The sequence below is a fragment of the Chryseobacterium sp. NFX27 genome (genome assembly GCF_049887855.1).
In the GTDB taxonomy this organism is placed as follows: Bacteria; Bacteroidota; Bacteroidia; order Flavobacteriales; family Weeksellaceae; genus Chryseobacterium.
In genome coordinates, this window is record NZ_JAGEKK010000004.1 from 30701 (window position 1) to 50691 (window position 19991).

15 protein-coding genes are annotated in these 19991 nt (G+C 34.7%); 12 read left to right on the top strand and 3 right to left on the bottom strand.

Translation table 11 applies throughout. From position 1 onward, the window contains the following. The 8 genes from fabG to J4Q03_RS05765 all read left to right on the top strand — a co-directional run bounded on the left by fabG (nucleotide 1) and on the right by J4Q03_RS05765 (nucleotide 7846). Nucleotides 1-756 carry a 3-oxoacyl-ACP reductase FabG gene (gene fabG / locus J4Q03_RS05730; RefSeq protein WP_426047249.1) on the top strand — a complete coding sequence of 252 codons (756 nt, stop codon included), beginning with the start codon at nucleotides 1-3 and terminating at the stop codon, nucleotides 754-756. A gap of 13 nt (nucleotides 757-769) precedes the next feature. After that, entirely contained in the window at nucleotides 770-2011 is a 1242-nt protein-coding gene (locus J4Q03_RS05735; protein ID WP_426047250.1) for a beta-ketoacyl-[acyl-carrier-protein] synthase family protein, read from the top strand. Then, nucleotides 1998-3038, top strand: coding sequence for a beta-ketoacyl synthase N-terminal-like domain-containing protein (locus J4Q03_RS05740; protein ID WP_426047251.1), 1041 nt, complete (start codon nucleotides 1998-2000; stop codon nucleotides 3036-3038). The genes J4Q03_RS05735 and J4Q03_RS05740 overlap by 14 nt, the downstream gene beginning before the upstream one ends. After that, nucleotides 3039-3521, top strand: a complete 483-nt coding sequence (gene fabZ / locus J4Q03_RS05745) for a 3-hydroxyacyl-ACP dehydratase FabZ (protein WP_426047252.1) — start codon at nucleotides 3039-3041, stop codon at nucleotides 3519-3521. After that, entirely contained in the window at nucleotides 3522-4250 is a 729-nt protein-coding gene (locus J4Q03_RS05750) for a thioesterase II family protein (protein ID WP_426047253.1), read from the top strand. It abuts the gene before it with no gap. A 4-nt stretch (nucleotides 4251-4254) separates the two neighbouring features. Beyond that, nucleotides 4255-5658 (top strand): anthranilate synthase component I family protein, encoded by a 1404-nt coding sequence (locus tag J4Q03_RS05755; RefSeq protein WP_426047254.1) that lies wholly within the window; start codon nucleotides 4255-4257, stop codon nucleotides 5656-5658. Between the two features lie 8 nt (nucleotides 5659-5666). Next, a complete protein-coding gene (locus J4Q03_RS05760) occupies nucleotides 5667-6236 on the top strand; it encodes an anthranilate synthase component II (protein WP_426047255.1) in 570 nt (189 codons plus the stop codon). A 383-nt stretch (nucleotides 6237-6619) separates the two neighbouring features. After that, nucleotides 6620-7846 carry a cytochrome-c peroxidase gene (locus J4Q03_RS05765; RefSeq protein ID WP_426047256.1) on the top strand — a complete coding sequence of 409 codons (1227 nt, stop codon included), beginning with the start codon at nucleotides 6620-6622 and terminating at the stop codon, nucleotides 7844-7846. 206 nt (nucleotides 7847-8052) lie between these two features. On the opposite strand, the gene J4Q03_RS05770 is transcribed toward J4Q03_RS05765, so the two are convergent. Continuing rightward, nucleotides 8053-9660, bottom strand: coding sequence for a tetratricopeptide repeat protein (locus J4Q03_RS05770; RefSeq protein WP_426047257.1), 1608 nt, complete (start codon nucleotides 9658-9660; stop codon nucleotides 8053-8055). A gap of 299 nt (nucleotides 9661-9959) precedes the next feature. Between J4Q03_RS05770 and J4Q03_RS05775 the strand changes: the two genes are divergently transcribed. Both J4Q03_RS05775 and J4Q03_RS05780 read left to right on the top strand, forming a co-directional pair. After that, entirely contained in the window at nucleotides 9960-10703 is a 744-nt protein-coding gene (locus J4Q03_RS05775) for a hypothetical protein (RefSeq protein WP_426047258.1), read from the top strand. A gap of 97 nt (nucleotides 10704-10800) precedes the next feature. Next, entirely contained in the window at nucleotides 10801-11061 is a 261-nt protein-coding gene (locus J4Q03_RS05780; protein WP_426047259.1) for a hypothetical protein, read from the top strand. 302 nt (nucleotides 11062-11363) lie between these two features. Here J4Q03_RS05780 and J4Q03_RS05785 read toward each other — a convergent pair whose 3' ends face one another. Further along, nucleotides 11364-11894, bottom strand: coding sequence for a hypothetical protein (locus J4Q03_RS05785; RefSeq protein WP_426047260.1), 531 nt, complete (start codon nucleotides 11892-11894; stop codon nucleotides 11364-11366). A 345-nt stretch (nucleotides 11895-12239) separates the two neighbouring features. On the opposite strand from J4Q03_RS05785, the gene J4Q03_RS05790 reads away from it, so the two are divergent. Together J4Q03_RS05790 and J4Q03_RS05795 are read left to right on the top strand one after the other, a co-directional pair. After that, nucleotides 12240-17198 carry a PKD domain-containing protein gene (locus tag J4Q03_RS05790; protein ID WP_426047261.1) on the top strand — a complete coding sequence of 1653 codons (4959 nt, stop codon included), beginning with the start codon at nucleotides 12240-12242 and terminating at the stop codon, nucleotides 17196-17198. Between the two features lie 49 nt (nucleotides 17199-17247). Beyond that, nucleotides 17248-17436, top strand: a complete 189-nt coding sequence (locus J4Q03_RS05795) for a hypothetical protein (RefSeq protein ID WP_426047262.1) — start codon at nucleotides 17248-17250, stop codon at nucleotides 17434-17436. A gap of 95 nt (nucleotides 17437-17531) precedes the next feature. Here J4Q03_RS05795 and J4Q03_RS05800 read toward each other — a convergent pair whose 3' ends face one another. Further along, on the bottom strand, nucleotides 17532-19244 hold the full coding sequence (locus tag J4Q03_RS05800) for a helix-turn-helix domain-containing protein (RefSeq protein ID WP_426047263.1): 1713 nt from the start codon (nucleotides 19242-19244) through the stop codon (nucleotides 17532-17534). Between the last annotated feature and the right edge of the window lie 747 nt (nucleotides 19245-19991).

Below are 19991 nucleotides of genomic sequence, written 5' to 3' on the forward strand. Positions count from 1 at the left end.
ATGCAAATAGATTTATCAGACAAACATTTTTTAGTGACAGGAGGCGGAAGAGGAATTGGCAGAGCTATTGTTCAGCAGCTGCTTTCATCGGGAGCATCCGTATCATTTACCTATAATCATGGGAAAGAAACAGCAGAAGCTTTTTTGGACAAACTTTCAGCTGAATTTCCGGGTAAGGCTATGCTTTATCAGGCTGACATAAAAGATGAAGAACAATCAAAATCTTTAATCGTCGAAATTGAAAAATCTGCGTTAGGTCCGCTATACGGCTTGGTAAACAATGCAGGAATCACAATGGACGCACCTTTTTTCAGCATGACCACCGATATGTGGACCAACGTACTACAAACCAACCTGAATGGGACCTATTACCTCACAAAAGCAGTGATAAGGTCTTTCATCCGAAAGAAAAATTCAAAAATCATCAATATATCATCTGTTTCAGGAGTAAGAGGAGCAGTGGGACAGGCCAATTACGGAGTAACTAAAGCAGCTGTTATCTCTTTAACCAAAACACTGGCATTGGAATTTGCAAAATTCAACTTACAGGTAAATGCTGTTGCGCCAGGATTTATTGATACCGAAATGGTAGCAAAAATGAATGAACAAGACAAAAAGAAAATTGATCAGATGATCCCTATGAAAAGGATGGGAAAAACGGAAGAAGTTGCTGAGCTCGTAACCTTTCTGTGTTCGGACAAAAGCACTTATATCACCGGGCAGACATTCATTATCGATGGAGGATTAACTTTATAAAAACAGAATATAAATGAAAAGAATTGTAATTACAGGAATGGGGGTAGTAAGCCCCTTAGCTTGTGAAAAAGAAGCCTTTTGGGAAAAAATCCTAAGTGGAGAATCAGGAGTTGGAGACCTCACAAAACTGGACCCCTCCCACTATAAAGGGGTTACCCGTGCTGCCGAAGTAGATTTGGAAAAAGACTATAAGAATACTAAACTGCTTGACCATTTTAAACCTTATGGAAAGGCCGTTACTTACGCAGCTGCTGCGGTAGATATGGGGTTGAAAGATGCCGGTTTTGAAAAATTCACTAAAAAAAATAATTATGGCCTTATTCTAGGTACTACAAACAGCAACCAGGACATTGTAGAAAGAATTGTAGATCAATGGGATTTGGAAATGGAGCATGAAGATCTTTCCTCTGAAGCAGCAAAAACACTTACTTATTTCAGGCCGGTTGAAATGAGTGCCAGTATAGCAAAATATTACAGTCTCGGCGGAACCAATATGGTAATCCCTACAGCATGTGCAGCAGGAAATTATGCTATCGGTACAGGCTACTCGATGATCCGTGAAGGCAGATCTTCACTGATTATTGCTGGAGGCGCTGACCCTTTTACACGGTCTTGTTACACCGTTTTTTACAGATTAGGAGCCATGTCAAAAGACAATTGTAAACCTTTTGATCAGAACAGGAACGGAATGATTGTAGGTGAAGGTGCAGCTGTTTTAGTATTGGAAGAACTAGAACATGCATTAGCAAGAGGAGCTAAAATATATGGCGAAATTAAAGGATACGGCTTAGCCTGTGATGCCTATGATCCTACTGCCCCTGATCCGGAAGGTTCCGGTGCTACCCTGTCTATGAACAATGCGATAAAATCAAGCAATATTGATAGAGAGAGCATCACTTATGTAAGCGCCCACGGAACAGGGACAAAAGCCAATGATTCCCATGAGGTAAATGCGATGCGCAATGTTTTCGGGAAAGCAATAGATTCTTTATATGTTAATGGGATCAAATCCATGTTAGGACACTGTATGGGAGCAGCCAGTGCATTGGAAGCAGTAACTGCTACTCTTTCTTTACATCATCAAAAAGTTCCTAGAAACCGCAATACAGAAAAAATTGATGAAGCCTTCAATACTCGTTTTCATATTCAGCCATCATCTGAAATTGAAAATAAAGTAGATCATGTTCTTAGTAATTCTTTCGCTTTTGGCGGAAATATATGCAGCGTAATATTCAGTAAATATGATAACAAATAACACTTCAAATAACGATATAGTAATTTCCGTAATAGGCTTCAATAGTCCATACGGAACGCAGATTGACAATTATTTCTTCCGAAAAGAATCAGAAGCGAAAGCTTTAATCATACAAGATCATGATCCCCAGAAGTTTTTAAAACCAAAAGGACAGAGATTTCTTAACAAAGCAACACTACTGTACTGTAATGCTGCATTTCATGCCATACATAACAGAGGTTTAAATTCGAAGATCAATCAAGCTCCTGAAAGAATCGGGCTTTATGATGGCACTGAACTTTCCAACCTTGAAGACTGTTTTATATTTGATTTAACTGCAAGAAATCAAGGCCCAGACCGCGTAAGCCCTATGAGAGCTCCGAGCACGATTGCCAATGCAGCAGCCAGCCAGATGGCTATTCAGGCAGGAATAAAAGGCCCAAATTTCAGTGTTTGCGCAGGGATGGCAGGAAGCCTTCAGGCTTTGGATATTGCTTCCCTCCATTTAAAGCAGGGAATCACAGATTATGGAGTTATTGCCTCTACGGAAATACGAAATGAATATCAGGAGTCCATCCGTAGGGGAAGTGAAAGGCTGCACAGACCTGCATCCACCGAACTGGGAGTTGCTATGGTTTTAGAGCGCAGGGAAACCTTATCTGAAGCAGGTAGAAAACCTTTAGCCGTAATAAAAAAGATACATTCTGAAACCCATACTGAGGATCTGCCAATAGAAGTATTCCTGTATCACAATATTTCAGATATGGCAGCACTATTCAGTTTTGATATCATTGTTTTTTCTGGAGGCACTTCCGTTATTGATATAACTATTTTTGAAGAAATCTTAAGAAAAAATGGGCTGAATAAGTCTCTCATTTACCCTGAAAATCTGTTTGGAGATAATGACAATGCCGGTGGAATGCTGGGAATAGCTTATGCTGTTTCAGTATTCGAGGGAAAAAGCATTTACAAAACAGATCAGGAAAACATTCTGATTCTTTCAGCAGACAAGACAGGAACCGTAATTCTCACCTTAATAGAAAAATAAATGGAAGCATTGTTAGAATCCTATCAGATTACTCAAATTTTAAAATATAGATATCCGTTTCTTCTAATAGATAAAGTGACGGAGTATATTCCCGGAAAAGAACTGACCGCCGTAAAAGCAGTATCTATGGGTGAGCCTTATTTCGCTGGTCATTTTCCCGATTTCCCCATTATGCCTGGAGTTCTTATTACAGAAGCACTAGCACAGGCTTCATCACTCATGCTGGCTTTAGATGATCTGGAATGGGAAAAAGGAAGACCTTTTCCTCCAACAGAAAGACCAATAATAGGAGTTTTAGGAAATGTTCAGGTTAATTTTCTGAAGTCGGTATCACCGGGATGCCTGCTGCTGCTCGAGGTAAGCATAGACTGGAGAAAAGGACCTGCGTGTTCTATTCATGTAAAAGCATCGGCAGAAGGCTCTGTCTGTGCAAAAGGGAAAGTAACCGTAATGTCTATAGACAAAAGTAAACTGTCTATTTAGATGGAAGGCAAAACACTATTATTCTGTCTTCCATATGCAGGAGGTTCTTCTACTTCTCTGTCAAATGTTACCCATGTTATGAATACAGAAAACATTCAGATACACCACATAGAACTGCCGGGAAGGGGAATGAGAAATAAAGAACCATTTCATTCAACATTAGAAGAAACAATAGAAGATATTTCGGAGAAAATCAGAAGCACGCTGCTAAGCACAGACCAGCCTTTTATATTGTGGGGACATAGTATGGGAGCTGTTTTGGCCCTTCTTGTACTATTTAATTTACAAGAAGATTATACCTCAAAAGGGTTAATAGTTTCAGGTATGCGGGCCCCTTTGTTTCAATCAACAGAACAGCCGCTGACGAGAGAAAAACGAAATGCCTTATTGTCTGATATTCTTCCCACGAAATATGAAAGAAGCAAGAATGCTCCCATTTTTAAGAGAGTGCAGCAGAAACGGATAGAGATTATGGAAAAAGACACAGCACTTTTAGAAGAAAATCCTCTTGAACACTGGTCGTCCATTATCCTTAAAACCCCTTTGGCAGTAATCATGGCAGAAAATGATGAGCTTTATAATAATAAGAAGTGCTATAAAGACTGGAGCCGTCACACATCCAATACTACAAGTTATTTTCTTGTAGAAGGTGGACATTTTTTTATGTTTCAACATGCGAAGCAGACCGCTGCCCTGCTAAATAAAATAATAAATGATTTAATACACTAAATCCATGAAAAAAAACAAGATCTCTTCTTCCCACATAAGTTCAGATTATCCCGAAAACTTTGATCTTAAGAGTTTTTATAATTCTCTGAGACAGAAAGCTGCAAATTCTATTTGGTTTGAGGTTTCTGAAGCTGTAAACAATAAAAATCACAGATTGGTTTTTATTGCAACAGAACCGCTGGCCTCATTACAGTCAAATAATGTAAATGAACTTCAGTACAGATCAGGAAAAAAAACGGAAACAATAAAAACTGATGAAAGCAATTTCTGGGATAAAACAGCCGAATGGCAGAAACAAAACACCCCAGACAACGCTTCTCACCCGTATAACGGTCTTTTAGGCTTCAGTAGCTATGATTCCATACAGCTTGTAGAAAATATCTCCTTGAAAAAATATGCCGAAGAAAAAGTAAACAGCGAGCTGCCTCTTTTTAAATTCTCCTTGTTTCGATATATATATGTTTTCAATATCACTTTATCAAAGGTTGTTTATATCAATAATTATTACAATGGAGAAAGCAATGAGATCGATGGAATGGAAGAACAACTGAAAGACACCTCGTATACCAGGCTAAGAGGATTTTCAGTATCTGACACCCAAGAAACAGACTGTACTGAGGAAGAATTCTTGGAAAAAGTGAATAAAGCAAAACATCACTGCCAGATAGGAAATGTATTCCAGCTGGTCATTTCCCGAAGATTTTCCAGAAACTATGTAGGTGATCCATGGACATTTTTTGTTCATTTGAAAAAAAGCAATGCCCAATATTATTTCTTTCTGGAAGAAGAAAACTATACAATAGCAGGAGCATCACCGGAAACCCACTTTAGTTCGTCAGATGGTTTAGCAATAGTAAAACCAATCGCAGGAACATACAAGAAAACAATGAATGAAAAAGAAGATGCATTACTGGAAGAAGAGCTGTTAGCAGACCCTAAAGAAAATGCAGAACACAATATGCTGATTGATTTGGCAAGGAATGACCTCAGCAAATATGCAAAAGACGTACAGGTCAGTAAACTGAAGACTATAGAGCATTATAATAACGTTATACATATTGTAAGCCAGGTAGAAGGGAAACTAAATACAGATTTTAGTACGATCCGCTTAGTCAAAGAGTTTTTACCCGCAGGAACATTAAGTGGAGCTCCTAAATACAAGGCAGTGCAGCTTATTGATGATATAGAAAGCAGCTGTCGTTCATATTATGGAGGATTACTCGGCTGGATAGGATTTAATAATGATATCAATACCTGCATTCTTATAAGAAGTGCTTTATTCGAATATGGAGTAATGACTTACCGCGCCGGAGCAGGCGTTGTCATATCCTCTGATCCTTCAAAAGAGCTGGAAGAAGTAAACAATAAAATTACCTTAATTCTAAACACTCTGAAAGAATTCACATAATACAAATCATGAAGAAAATATTACTTGTAGATAATTATGATTCATTTACCTACAACCTCAAACAACTCATTTCTGAATGCGGTGAATATAAGATTGACGTCTACAGGAATGATACATTTCAGCTAGAGCTCGCACAGGATTATGATGCTGTCATCCTCTCTCCAGGCCCCGGAATACCGCAGGATGCAGGACTATGCATTCCTTTGATTGAGACTTATAAATATTCAAAAAAGATATTAGGTATTTGTTTAGGGCATCAGGCAATTGGAGTGGCTTTTGGAGCTCATCTTATCAATACTTCTCAAGTTTATCACGGAGTAAGTTCTCTAATTTCAATTAACAAAAATGAAAAAATTTATACTGAATTACCTGATCAGATAGAAGTCGCAAGATACCACAGCTGGGTGGTAGAAAATTATAATTTACCTCAAAACCTGATCGTAACATCTACTGATGATAAAAATACTATCATGTCTCTGAGGCATGAAAAATATGATATTACGGGATTGCAATACCACCCTGAAAGCTTTCTTACTCCAAAAGGAAAAGATATTATACAAAACTGGCTTAAATACTAAAAATTCAGAAAAACCTTATGATTATAATTGGAGATGTTTTATTAATTCCCATCAATTTCCTTCCTGCAATCTATTGAGGGATATGGGATAAAATTTGGCAGTTCTACAACAGAAAAAGAGATTCCGCTTTTTGAACAAGGTACTTTTATTTATCTCATTATAGATTAGTCACTTTTGCTTCCGGTATCAGCAATTACCTTGCCTAACAGATTTTCATTACCTATTTTATGATTAACCTCTCCTATTTTTTATAAGAGGAACAGGAGATTTTAGATATATCGGTTTAAAAAAAATATAAAAAAACATTTTGCCCAAAGAAATATACTGATCTACAATCCATTATTATAAGCTTTTAACATTATTACTCATTAAAATACATTAATATGAAAAACAAAAAGTTATTCCTTATGCCCTTAATAGCTCTGGGTATAGTATCATGTCAAAATGATGCTTTGTATGAACCAATCTCCCAAGCAAATCCTGGACTTTCGGCCTTATCCAGCTACAAAATGTCCAATGCCTTAACAGCTGCTTTTGGGAATAATATTGACCTGAACAATCTGGAAAACTATTCAGATCAGGAGGTTCCTTCGTATATAATTCAGGACAATACTCCCCTTCTAAATCCTGTAACAGATGCAGGTGCCACATTGGGAAGGGTTTTGTTTTATGATAAGAATCTTTCCTCAAATAATACTGTTTCATGTTCCAGCTGTCATAAGCAGGAGCTGGCATTTGGAGACAATAACATTGCAAGTCAAGGCGTTAACGGGCAGACAGGAAGACATTCAATGAGATTGGTCAACGCAAGATTTTCTCTTGAATCTCGTTTCTTTTGGGATGAAAGAGCAGCCTCTTTGGAAGCTCAGACCACAATGCCCGTTAAGGACCATATAGAAATGGGATTTAGTGGCATCAATGGCGATCTTTCGGTTAATGATCTAATCACAAGACTTAAAGGTCTGCCCTATTACCAGGAACTATTTACTAAAGCATATGGCAGTTCTAATATTACTGAACGTAAAATGCAGAATGCTTTAGCTCAATTTATAAGAAGTATTACATCCTTTGATTCTAAATATGATCAGGGCAGAGCTAAGGTCTTATCAGATTTTTCTTCGTTCTCTAATTTTACAGCAGAAGAAAACTTAGGCAAAAAACTTTTCATGGAGATACCAATATTAAATTTGCTAGTGGCAGGTGATCGTATAGCTGGTGGACTTGGATGCGCAGGATGTCATGGAGCTCCTGAATTCAGTATGGCTCCTATTTCCAGTAATAATGGAATAATTAATATAATCAACAGTAATGGGATTGATATTAACGTTACAAAATCTCCTTCATTACGGGATCTTGTAAACAGCACGGGAGCATCGAACGGACCAATGATGCATTCAGGGCTTATTACCACTTTAGAAGGTGTTGTGGATCACTATAATAAAGTCCCAAAAAGCAGTCAAAACCCTAAACTAGATCTACGCTTAGCACTATCTAATAACCTAAGGATCACAGAGAAAGAAAAAAAAGCACTGGTCGCATTTCTTAAAACCCTTTCCGGTAAAAATGTATACACAGATAAAAAATGGTCAAATCCTTTTATTAATCAATAATACATTTCAAACTTACTGTTAATAAAAAGGAGTAATCTTAATCGATTACTCCTTTTTATTGAATGTATAATATGATGTTAAGCTTCATGATACTGACAAAAAATTATCCGGCTGAATGGATCTGGATTATGTTTAAGGATAATCCCATTTTTTATTTATTAAAGAAAATATCAAAGGTAAAAACAAAAGCCTCATTATCATTAGAGTTAATCTATCGATGAATAATCTTCTATAAAATTATTATTGAGATTATTTATAAAAAAAGACGGAGTAACACCATTTTCCTTTTTAAAAGTAACAGCAAAAACTTCCCTGGAAGAAAATCCACATTCCTCTGCTAGGTAGCTTATTTTATATTCCCGGTAAATAGGATTTTCAATAAGTTTATTTTTTATATAATCTATCCTTAAACCATTGATATAATTATTATAGCTTTTCTTTTTGTATTGTTTTATGATTTCAGAAAGATATCTCGTATTGGTATTAAGATCATTTGCCAGAGAACTAAGACTAATATCCTTTTTTATAAATTTCTGAGACTTTTCAAATTTATTGAGCTTTAACAATATTGATTTTGAAATATGGTGTGGAATGTTTATATTTTTTTCAATGGAAATTTCTGGAGATGATTCATTTATAGACGGTTCATCATGTACTAATACATTTGTTTCTGATGCATTTAGATTTTTAGCAGCTATAATATTAATTGGATAGAGCAATTTTAGAACTAACCAGAACATTATAATAATTACAATAACAATAATTAAAATAATTAATACCGTTTTAAATCTTAATCTTGTACCCGTTTGCTCTTCATCTGTTATTGTTTTTTTAATGTTGAGATTCAGATCATTCTTCTCGACATTAACAAGACTATCATTTAACTTAATATAAAGATTTGTGTATTTTTTTGAAGATTCATTTATTTTTAATGCTGAATATGATTTAAAAGACACCTCGTAAATATCCCTACGAATATAAGGCAATCCTGCCCTTTTCTCCTTTTTTTCCGCTTTTTCAGCATACAGTATAGCGTCATTATATTTTTTTTGCTCATAATAAATCCATGCAAGTTCATTAAGTATACTAACTTCCAGATCTCCATGAATATAATACTTTTCATTTTGACAAATTCCCAACGCCTTTGATAAATATATTAAAGCATCATCAATACGACCTAAAGCCACATTCATCATTCCTATATTCATATAGGATATACCAAGTATAGAATATTTTTTTCTTATAAAGGCTTTATCACTTTTTATACTCAGCGCACTTTGTAAACATTTATTTTGATAATTTATCACAGAATCTATTGGAGCATTAATCTGGGAGTAATAAACAGCAAATTCCCGATATGTAAGAGCTTTTAAATAATTTCTATCATTTATAGACTCAATTTTTTCTGCAATGTTTATAGCTTTATTAAGTTCTTCAAGACCCTCAGTACTATAGTTTAATTCAATATAAGCCGCAGCTTTAAGTCGATAAGTATTTGCTAATATCGTGTCATATTTCTTTTCTACAGCCAGTTTTTCCGTCTCTTTACTTAATTGTATTACTTTTTTAAAGTCCCTCTTCTTAAAATAGTTGGTAATAAGTAAGCTATTAATATTAAGCATTCCTTTTTTATAATTTCTACTTTTGGCAATGCGATAAATATCTGTTGAAAGCGCAATTATTTCTTCTGACTTATTGGGCGAAAGTTTTTGGATTTTTTTAAATTCATCATCAATTTGTGATTCATTTAATGATCTTATGTCGGTAAATGAAAACATAAAACCAAAAAGAATTAAAGTACTTTTTTTAATCATTTATCATCGTTTGTGATAACAAAATAAATCATAACAAAATGATTTATAACAATTCATAATGTAATTTATTCTGAATTAAGCTCATACTCAAATCAATATAACGCGCTGTAAATAAAAACATTACATATAATAAAACCAAATAATTAATTACTAATTTTTCACTAAGAGAAATTTCAAAAAAGCAAACGCATATTCATAAATCATTACTTGTTAAATTTTTTCTAACAGGAGTAAAGGTGTAGGTTTGCTGACCTACAATTATTAAAACGCAGATTTACTTTAACCTCAAAACATAAAAAATGAACAAAAAATTATTCACTGCTTTTGCAGTCCCGCTCTTCATGTCACTTCACTCTCAGGTAGGCGTCAATACTTCAAATCCAACAGAAACATTAGATATTAATGGGCTCGAAAGGATAAGGGTTCTTCCGGCGGATGGAAGTTTAAATGCTATTTATACTAAATCTGATGGAACAAAATCTTTAAATAAAGATCAACCTTTTAGAGCTGTTAAAACTCTAGTGGCAGACGATAATGGTGTGGTAGGTTCTATAAACTGGATCCCTGCTCAAATTCCTATAATTCTTGGAGGAGTAGATGGCATTGATGTGGTAACAACAGCAAGCACAATATCTGCTGTGAATGGAGAAAGTACGACAACACCTGTTTTAGCGACAAAAACCTTTACGCTATCAAAAAAATCTATCGTTACTTTTTCTTATAATATATCTGCATCTAATATTCTCAGATATAATGGAGGGGACCTTTATGATGGTACTTCAAAAAGAGTAGGTGCAAAGCTTATTTTAAATTCTACAGACCTCATCAATTCCGGAATCCCCTTTACAAACAGTGGACAAAAATATGCCTTTGGTGTTTTTTATCTGAATGGAAACAGGAGTATTGTATTAAACGAGGGAACATATACTGTAAACCTTGTTGGAAACGTATTTGCCTATCAAGGAGATACAGTAGGAATAAGAGCGACATTCGGAGCCACTCCAACAGATCAATTAGATATACTAGCAACAGCAATACAATAACCCACGTTAAATCAATAAAAAACACACAATATTTTCATAATAAACTACTGAAATTAAAAATAAAACATTAATTATTAACTTTTTTAAAATCATTAAAATGAAAAAAACATTATTCGCAGGGTTACTACTTGCAACATTAGGAACAGCAAATATCAGTGCAAAAACTTTGAAAGTTGCAGAACCCGAAATTACACAATGCTATAGAGAGACAACATGTGTGATTACAGTGAAAGAAGGAAAATGCACTGTTACTTATAAAGTAACAAAAACTTACTTTTTGTGCTTTCTTATTTGTGAAAAAAGAACTGAAGTAAAAAGAGATTGCACCGGAGGTGGAAATGGGGATTTTACCAGGTAAACTTAAATAAAGCTCCGTTCAGGAGCTTTATCTTTATATAAAAAATTTGCCTGATATTCAGCGGTTAATATACTTGTAACCAGTGAAATTTCGAAATACAAAGTACATCAGTCTGTTATTATACTTTTACCGAGTGAGAAGATCTGTTTGTCTCGATAGCCGAATAAAGTGGATAAAGCACCATTGAATAGAGAACGGACTAATTTTCATTAAATCTTTCCTTTTAATAATAAATTCTACACATCTTTTAATATTGTAACGAGTATAATCTGTAAATATTCATAAATTTATTAATGTCATTTTTAAAGTATCCTTTCAAAACTAACATTGCTTTCCGGTGTTCCTCCAAATGTATAGCCTGAAAGTGAGAAACCCTCATTATCAATTGTAATTCTAAAATTTACATCATTATTAATATCCAAAAATAAAACTGTATCCGCAGAAGCCAGAAAATTGTTTATACTAAAAAAGGCTGCATTAGCAAACATATATGCTTTCTCTTCACCATTAACTACAATAGCAACATTAATTCTTGTACCGGTAAAACCAACATTAATTCCGTTAAACAGTACATTAAAATTAATTCTGTAAAGACCTTTCTGCCTTATTCGAAAAGTATTTCCGGAATGACGGATAGATAAATAATCTGAGAATTGAGAACTATATACAGACAAATTATTTGAACTGCACAGCAATGAAATACAGCCTATTGATGTAGATTCAATTCTTGCCCGGCTCCATGAAGTCGCTTTTCCATCTGGTATAAAAGCATGGTTCCATTTAGAACCGTCATATACTTTTGTAAATGCCGTATTTTTGTCATACATAAGCATGTCGTCATATTCAATACATTGATCTGCCCTACTTTCCTCTTTGATTAACTATAACTACAATCTCATAAAAATCATTTTTTGTGGATACTAAATACATTATGGATTCTTCACTGAGTGAAACTATTTATGGATATACTTTTTCAGCACTTTCTTTTACATGTTTATTTATCAGGTATGAATAAAAACTACCCAAAGAATAAACCTATTTAAAGCAAAACATCTTTAAGGATAATGAGATATAAGTATTGATTTTTTTATTATTCAAATTTATAAATCTGACGAACACTTCCTTTTTGAATAGCATGGTATTTATATAGATTTGTGTTTTAATGATAAAAAAAATCTATGAAAAAAATTATTCTTTTTTTTGGATTAATTTTGGTGGCGCATATGTATGCACAAAGCCCATTATCCAAATTTAATGCAACAGCTACTGGCACAAATGCTGTGAGCTTTTCTAATACAAGTAGCGGAAATCCAAATTCTATTTTATGGGAGTTTACAGGAGGAAATCCCTCCACATCTGCTGATCCTAATCCCTCTGTTTCTTATTTAGCAGCGGGAATGTATACAGCAAAACTCACTGTTAGTAATGCTTCAGGAAGCTCTGTTTCAACAAGAACAATCAAAGTGACTACGGGAAGTATTATTGATTTATGCACTGCCCGAAATAATGACGGCTCTCTAATGGTTGACACAGAGAAGGATCCTGATTGGTCATATACCGACACTAATGGAGCAGTAAGTACACCTGTTACACGTTATACATTTACAGGATGGTCTTCTGCATCTACAGGCAATGTAGTAGGAATTTCAAGATGGATAACAGGAAATAATTCAATTACAGGCTATCATGAATATAGGAGTAAAGAATTTGAAATTCCTACAGGAGTTACTACAGCGGTTTTAAATTTAAGATCCTTATCTTTCGTACGGAACTGGACCTATTTGGTAAAAAAGAATGCTGACGGAACTGAAACAGAGACACAAATTACACTAACAACATACATGAGTGATGGTGCAAAAGGATGGCTTAACTCCAGAAGCCCTGAAGTAATCAATTATCCTTTATCTCCCGGAAAATACTATATAAGGGTAAAAACGTATACAAATAACGGTTCACAAAGACAGGCAATAGATGTAAATGCCCATATAAATTTCGGAAATTCTATTACAATCTCGCCAACGACTGAGTTCTCTGCTTCGCCTACTTCTACTTTTGCAGGCAGTGACGTACAATTTACAAATCTTTCACAAGGGGTACCTTCATCATTACTATGGAAGTTTGAAGATGGTACAAATACACTTACCTCCACCCTAAATAATCCGGCTAAAGCTTTTTCTACCATCGGTACTCATTATGCGGAATTGAATGCAGATTATGGTAACAATTTAATTTCTTCACTGAAAATCAACAATTATATTCAAACCATCCAAATGGATGCTCCAATAGCTGCTGCTACACAGCCTTCATGCGGTATTCCAAGCGGATCTATTACGGTTACCTCTCCGAATACGGGGGGAACTTATAGTTTTGATAATGGTAATAGTTTTCAATCTTTAAATACGATTTCCGATTTAGCTTCAGGGACTTATCTTGTGAAAGTGAAAAATGCACAAGGCGCTGTTTCAGAGGCAACAAGTATTACTATAAATCCGGCTCCTGTCGTTCCCAATATACCGGCATTTACGATTGTACAACCTTCGTGTCCTGTGAATACAGGCAGTATTACCATAACTTCTCCTGCTTCAGGAGTAGAATACAGTTTTGATGGAGGAGTAACTTATCAGACTTCTAATGTGAAACCGGGTCTTGCAGCAGGAACTTATATCATTATGGTAAAAAGCACAAATGGTTGTACAGCTTCTGCATCAGCGGTTATCAATTCAGTAGACTGCAGAGATTGGACCTTAGCTCCTAACTCTTATATTTTTACAGGAAAAGACCAGAATAATAATGAGGTAGACGGTCTTTATATCCCCGTGAAAAAAGCGTACATGATGTGGGACAGCACAACCAATCTTATTGCCGGAAATCCTGTCCCGAATGGAGGAATGATAACAGCAGACGTACTTTGGGAAGATGTTCATGGTTTAATAAAGACCCAAGAGAATTATACTTTAGAGGTAATAGGAACAGGAAAAGAGGCCAAAATAAAAGTACCTGTTAATAAAACCAAGAAAGGAAATGCAGTAGTTACCTATAAAATAAATGGCGAAACGTATTGGTCGTGGCATATCTGGGTGACGGATGACCCTTCTAATGGATCAAAATATAAGAGTCATGATGATTTAAAAAGGCAATTAAGTAATGGTACTGTAGAAGCTATTCCTATTTCTGAATGGGGATGGATGGACAGAAATCTAGGTGCCGTGGGTAATTCTATGACAGGAACTAACTGGAATAAGAACGGAGGTCTTCTGTATCAATGGGGACGGAAAGATCCATTTCCTGCACTAGTGGCCAAAGGCGATGATTTTTATGAAGTTACTGGCTCTATCGGGAAAAGAGTAAGACACTTTGATGCTCATGAAACCAATCAATGGGTAGGTACTTCACTTGATGAGTTAGAAAAACGTGTAAAACTGCAGGATGCAAACGTAAAAAATAATATTCAGCTGTCTATAAGAAATCCGTTGAGTTTAATTTATGTCCAGAAAAATGAAAATAATGATCAGGCCTTCTATTTGAAGTATGATACTAATTTACAAAAATGGGTCGATAACCTAAACCTTCCGTATAATTGGTTTGGAACTTCTTCATCACTTACAGCAGAAAGGTTGGGGGAACTGAACCTATGGTCGGATAATTCAAAAGGGATATATCCTCAGGCTGCTTTAAACCAAGGACTTCCACAAACGGTACCAAGTTATAATTTCAATTCTCAGCGTAAGGCTTATAATAATAAATCTTCTTATGATCCTTGTCCTAATGGCTGGAGGATTCCGTCAATGTTAACAGCAGCACAAGGACGGTATGTGTCAGTTAATGGTCAAACTGTTGCCATTGATGATGTAAGAATTGACTATTCTCCATTTGGTATTGCACCAAATCAAGGAATTAATAATCATTTGTTTTCACCAAATTATTCATTACCGATTAATCCATTTTTAGCCAATAATTATACGGTTTTACCTACAGATGCTAATATGCCTTCTTATGCAAAAGGATTTAAAATATATCCTGAAACAGGTTTTGATATGAGGAATATTTCAGGTAATAATATGGGTATTTTTCCAGGTACAGGTAATTTATATACCTATAATTCAGAATATACAGATGGACATGAAACTTACCTGTGGACAGCGACTATGCCGAGGTGGCCGGATGCTTCGCCCGCTGTAGGAGCAAGAAGTTTAAGGTTATTACCAGATGCAGGACAGTATATCAATAATTACCGTCCGGATGCCACTAACTTCCCAAATGTATGGGGGAGGTATGAATATTATCCATTATGGGACAGTACAACTTCAGAAGGATTGGCATGCAGATGTATCAAAGACCCTTTGTTTGTAAAAAATGAATATGATTTTCCAATAACATCATCAGATTATTTTATTGAGGACACTCCAAAATACAGCGAAGGATTATATAATCCCAATACGTATAATCTTGTCATGGGCAGCGGAGAACAGGAACAGATGATACCTATAAGTAAAGCTTTTTCTGTTCAAAGTCAGCTATTAGGCAATCCTGATGTTTTGAAAACTGAAAACTTCAATAATTTAAAAGCGAATGTTTTATGGACGACTAATACAAATCTGATCCAAAGTGTTGCAATGAGTGGCAACGCAGCTTCTTTAGCAGATATTTCCGGTACAAATCTTATCGTAAAAATTAAGCCAAACGAATCTGGAAATGCAGTGGTCACCTTACATAATGGAAGTATTACCAATCCCATATATTGGAGCTGGCATATTTGGGTGACCAAGTCGCCTATAGCTGCTATTGATCCTTATGCCACTGAACAGCCTATAGCAGCAGCTGTTAATTATGTTAATTATGTCAAAAAAGGGACTGTATTACAGACAGAGTTTATGGACCGCAACCTGGGAGCAGAAGAGGCTTTCCCTACTGTTACAACTCCTTCTTCACCAGATACAGAAGAATTAAAGAAAATTAAATTATCAGGAGGAATGCAGTATCAGTGGGGAAGAAAAGATCCTATTCCTCCGTTTATAAACCCTGATGGAACGGCATATGATATCTATTTAGGAAACGTGAATGAAGACGGCAGTATAAGTTATTCTGTTCTTAACAGCGGGGCTTATAACAATGTGAGTGGAAATTATATCATTCCTTATAATACTTATACAAATACATCCAATGCTAATGTAGCAGCAACAGACAAGATCAGTACAAAAGTAAGTAAGGTGCTTTCTTACTCAGTTAAAAATCCTTTGGTATTTATGGTCCCAAGTAATTTTGCCCCGATATTTTATAATAATAAAAACTATACTAACGGGTCAGACTGGTTATCCAACGAAACCAATATAGGAGCGGACCGATGGGGAAGAGCTGATAAAAAGTCACCGTTTGATCCATGTCCGGCTGGATGGAGAATACCTGATGTAGCTTCTGTCTCATCTAGTGCCCAATTCAGTAATTTTCCATGGGGCAAAAAAGATGTAAATGAACTCGATATTCAAAACGTTAGTGTATACGGAGGAGTCCGTGTTGGAAACGGGCTGGGCTACCAGTTTAATGATAGCTCTTACAAAATTGGAAACTATCCTTTTATCGGAATCAGAGGGTATAGAAATATACTTAAAAATGCAAATGAAGGAGGGACTCCGGACTACACCAAGCTCCAATCAGCGTTAGCCGGTATTTGGACGGCTTCTTTAAATTCAAACTACTATGGCAGGGCTAATAACATGCTGATCAGCAGAGGTGATAATGTTTTAATCCCTCATAACGATTGGGCAGACCCCTATTTTGGAATGAATTGCCGTTGTGTCAAAGTAAGATATGAAGGTAATGAAGAACAAGGCGCTATCCAGGCACTTCCTGTGACAATAAATTCAGGAAAAGAGGCTGTTAATACTTTTATGAAAAAAGAACTTGAACAAAAAGTAAATACAGATAAATTGGTGCTTTATCCCATACCGGTACAGACTATATTGTATATAGACGCCAGAGATGATAAAGATTACTTTTACCAGATTTACAATATGTCTGGACAATTTGTGAGGAAGGGTAAGTTCACAAATAAACAGACAAATGTCTCCACTCTAATTTCCGGAGCTTATTTGATAAGAATTAATGATTCTGAAGCTGTTGTGAAAATTATAAAAAAATAACAAACTATTAATGAATAGAATAAACCTAATTAATTAAAATTTTAAAACAATGAAAAAATTATCAAGAAAAAGTCTAAGGGAAATTAAAGCCGGATCAGGAGGTATTGGTGATATGTGCCCACAACCCCAACTCCCTAAAAAATGCATAGATAGTCAGTATCCGATTTATAATCCATATAACGGATGTTGTCAATCTGAACCCGTACAAGTTGAGGCTGAACCTCAAATTAATTTATAAAACGGTAAACTCAATGAAGGGCCATGAATTATAAAATCCATGGCCCTTTTATGTACTATAATGTAGAGTCCTTAGATGAGATTCATTTTTAATAATTACAAATTATTTAACCCCTTAATATATTGTGATGGTGTCATTTTTGTTCTATCTTTAAATGCTTTAATAAAAGTTGTCGAGCTTTTATACCCAATTTCTTCAGAAATTGTTTGAATGGTGTATTTCCGGAATATTGGATTTTGTTCCAGTTCCTTTAATAAATAGTTTATTCGAAGATCATTTACATATTCAGAAAAAGATATTCCCTTATGTTCATTTAGTATTTTGGATAAATAGGCAGTATTGGTATTTAGTTGCTTAGCCATAGTCGTCAATTTGAAATTATTAGATAAAAATACTTTCCTTGATTCCAGCAAATCTAAATTCTTTAAAATCCGATTAACGATCTTATCTTCGACTCCTCTTGAATTTTTATTTTTTTCAATTGTGAAAGTATCCATCGGAAGCTTTTCTCTTTTTTCGATCTTTTCCTGAAATCCTCCAAGAGTTCTTTTTTTTCTTTTATTATAATTATAAAAGATGATCCCGATAGTTATCACTGTGATAAAAGCAATAAACAAAAAAGTGTTTTTTTTATTTTTTCTTATAGTCTCATCAGAAATGGATTTTATTTCCATCTGCTCATGTTTGCCTAGAAAGTTATTTCCTGAAGTATCCTGAATCTTTTTTTTACCTATTTCAGAGAGGCTTAATTTGGCAAATTTATAGGCATTTGTATTATCTCCCCTGTTTTCATAATTTAAACTCAATAAGTAATAGATTTTCACTCTGTTCTCATAGGTACATTTAATAGGCTCCTTCTCATTGTAAAGTTTACGAATATAATAAAAAGCTGAATCTGGCTTATCAAGAAACGTATATGTTTCAGCTTTTCCCAGCCAAACCGTTTCCCGCGAGAAATTTTTGCCCATTAAAACTGAATCTTGTTCACATCTATTATAAAGATCTAATGAATTTTTGTACTGTTTTTTAAGTAAGCAGATATTGGCTAGCCTACCGATTAACAAAGCTCTCGAATATGATGCTAAATCTGAATTACTTTTCATTATTTCAGCTGCCTTCTCATAACTAAACTGCGCTGAATCCAACCCTGTTTTATTGCCTGAATCTTTATACCACTTTACAAAAGTATCTCCCTTTGTATTATGGGTTGCAGCTATTTCTTCTATTCTGGGGACGCCACTGTATAAGATTCTCGGCTCATCAGATAAAATATCTTTTAAATGGCTATTCAAGAGTTCAATACTTTTATTATAATTTCCCAATTCTGTATAAGCAACAGCATAAAAAATAAGTTGTTTTTTACTATAAATTGGGTGCATTCCACGTGAAAAAAAATTTAGATATTTCAACCCTTGTGATATATTACCTAATCTTTTTTCAATGTAAAACAATCTCGTTATAGCAATATGTTTAAGTCCATTATAATGCGGCAGACCCAAATTACTTTTGTTAATCTCAACTTGATTTATAGAAGATAATACAGCTTTTTTTGCCGCTGAATATTTTCCCTGTTTGTAAAGTACTGTAGCTGAATCTAACTTAATTAGCAGGTGATATTGTAATTTATACTTTGAAATTCTTTTGAATTTCAAATTTTCGTTCAACAATTTTAAATGAACTAAATCCCATCGATCTTTTTTGATTAGGCTATCTATTTTTAGTGATTCATTTTGACTATATGAGTTTTGAGAGAATACTTTTAGTGATACAAAAAAGAGAATAATAAGTATCTTTTTTATTAAAATCATTTGTGGTTATTAGAGATTCCAAATTTAATCTAAATTATCTACGATTAAAAATTAATAAAAAATTTCAGTAAATCTGATCACAAAAATAATTGTAAACTCCTCAAGACCTTAAGTTATTACGGCTTCACATATTCCTGCCCTAACTGTTCCTAAATTAAAGATTATATTGTTTTGAAAAATACCGGTTCGGATTAACAGTTCATTACCTTTAAGATTTCCTACTTACATCAGAACACTAAAAATTAAGTGACAATGCTTCTTCATTGTCTGCAAATCCAGTGCAGGTTCTGACGTCAGTCAAAATTGCCACACCACTTAATTTTGTCCATAAAAGTAAGGATGTGTCATGACAAATTAAACAAGCAATTTTTCCGACTTCATAAAAGCTGATCTAACTTTACATTATCCTTAAAATTAATTATAGTCAGCAACATTTACAGCTGCAATTGGAATGATATTATCTATGCATTTTCCATATGTCGAGTGATGTATAAAACCTATACTTATCAGATCTTTTGATAGGCCCCTCTTGGATTTCGAGATTGCTGTGCCCATCAAAAATTGCTTTTCCTCACAAAGGAGAAGCTACATCAAACAGTTACACTTTGAAGAAGATGTGGAAAAAATGAAATATTAAAAACTTTGCGTGCTCAAGGTTATAAATAATTTCATTCTTGAATCGCGAACCTATCTGCAAAACGTTCTATAAAGAGACGGTAGAATAGATTAACATTTGTTTTCTTATTA

Excerpts from the sequence above, each read along its gene's own strand:
- J4Q03_RS05785 (WP_426047260.1), bottom strand. The coding sequence starts at position 11,894 with ATGCTTATGTATGACAAAAATACGGCATTTACAAAAGTATATGACGGT.
- J4Q03_RS05780 (WP_426047259.1), top strand. The coding sequence starts at position 10,801 with ATGAAAAAAACATTATTCGCAGGGTTACTACTTGCAACATTAGGAACA.
- J4Q03_RS05775 (WP_426047258.1), top strand. The coding sequence starts at position 9,960 with ATGAACAAAAAATTATTCACTGCTTTTGCAGTCCCGCTCTTCATGTCA.
- J4Q03_RS05750 (WP_426047253.1), top strand. The coding sequence starts at position 3,522 with ATGGAAGGCAAAACACTATTATTCTGTCTTCCATATGCAGGAGGTTCT.
- J4Q03_RS05755 (WP_426047254.1), top strand. The coding sequence starts at position 4,255 with ATGAAAAAAAACAAGATCTCTTCTTCCCACATAAGTTCAGATTATCCC.
- J4Q03_RS05770 (WP_426047257.1), bottom strand. The coding sequence starts at position 9,660 with ATGATTAAAAAAAGTACTTTAATTCTTTTTGGTTTTATGTTTTCATTT.
- fabG (WP_426047249.1), top strand. The coding sequence starts at position 1 with ATGCAAATAGATTTATCAGACAAACATTTTTTAGTGACAGGAGGCGGA.
- J4Q03_RS05795 (WP_426047262.1), top strand. The coding sequence starts at position 17,248 with ATGAAAAAATTATCAAGAAAAAGTCTAAGGGAAATTAAAGCCGGATCA.
- J4Q03_RS05735 (WP_426047250.1), top strand. The coding sequence starts at position 770 with ATGAAAAGAATTGTAATTACAGGAATGGGGGTAGTAAGCCCCTTAGCT.
- J4Q03_RS05740 (WP_426047251.1), top strand. The coding sequence starts at position 1,998 with ATGATAACAAATAACACTTCAAATAACGATATAGTAATTTCCGTAATA.
- fabZ (WP_426047252.1), top strand. The coding sequence starts at position 3,039 with ATGGAAGCATTGTTAGAATCCTATCAGATTACTCAAATTTTAAAATAT.
- J4Q03_RS05760 (WP_426047255.1), top strand. The coding sequence starts at position 5,667 with ATGAAGAAAATATTACTTGTAGATAATTATGATTCATTTACCTACAAC.
- J4Q03_RS05765 (WP_426047256.1), top strand. The coding sequence starts at position 6,620 with ATGAAAAACAAAAAGTTATTCCTTATGCCCTTAATAGCTCTGGGTATA.
- J4Q03_RS05800 (WP_426047263.1), bottom strand. The coding sequence starts at position 19,244 with ATGATTTTAATAAAAAAGATACTTATTATTCTCTTTTTTGTATCACTA.
- J4Q03_RS05790 (WP_426047261.1), top strand. The coding sequence starts at position 12,240 with ATGAAAAAAATTATTCTTTTTTTTGGATTAATTTTGGTGGCGCATATG.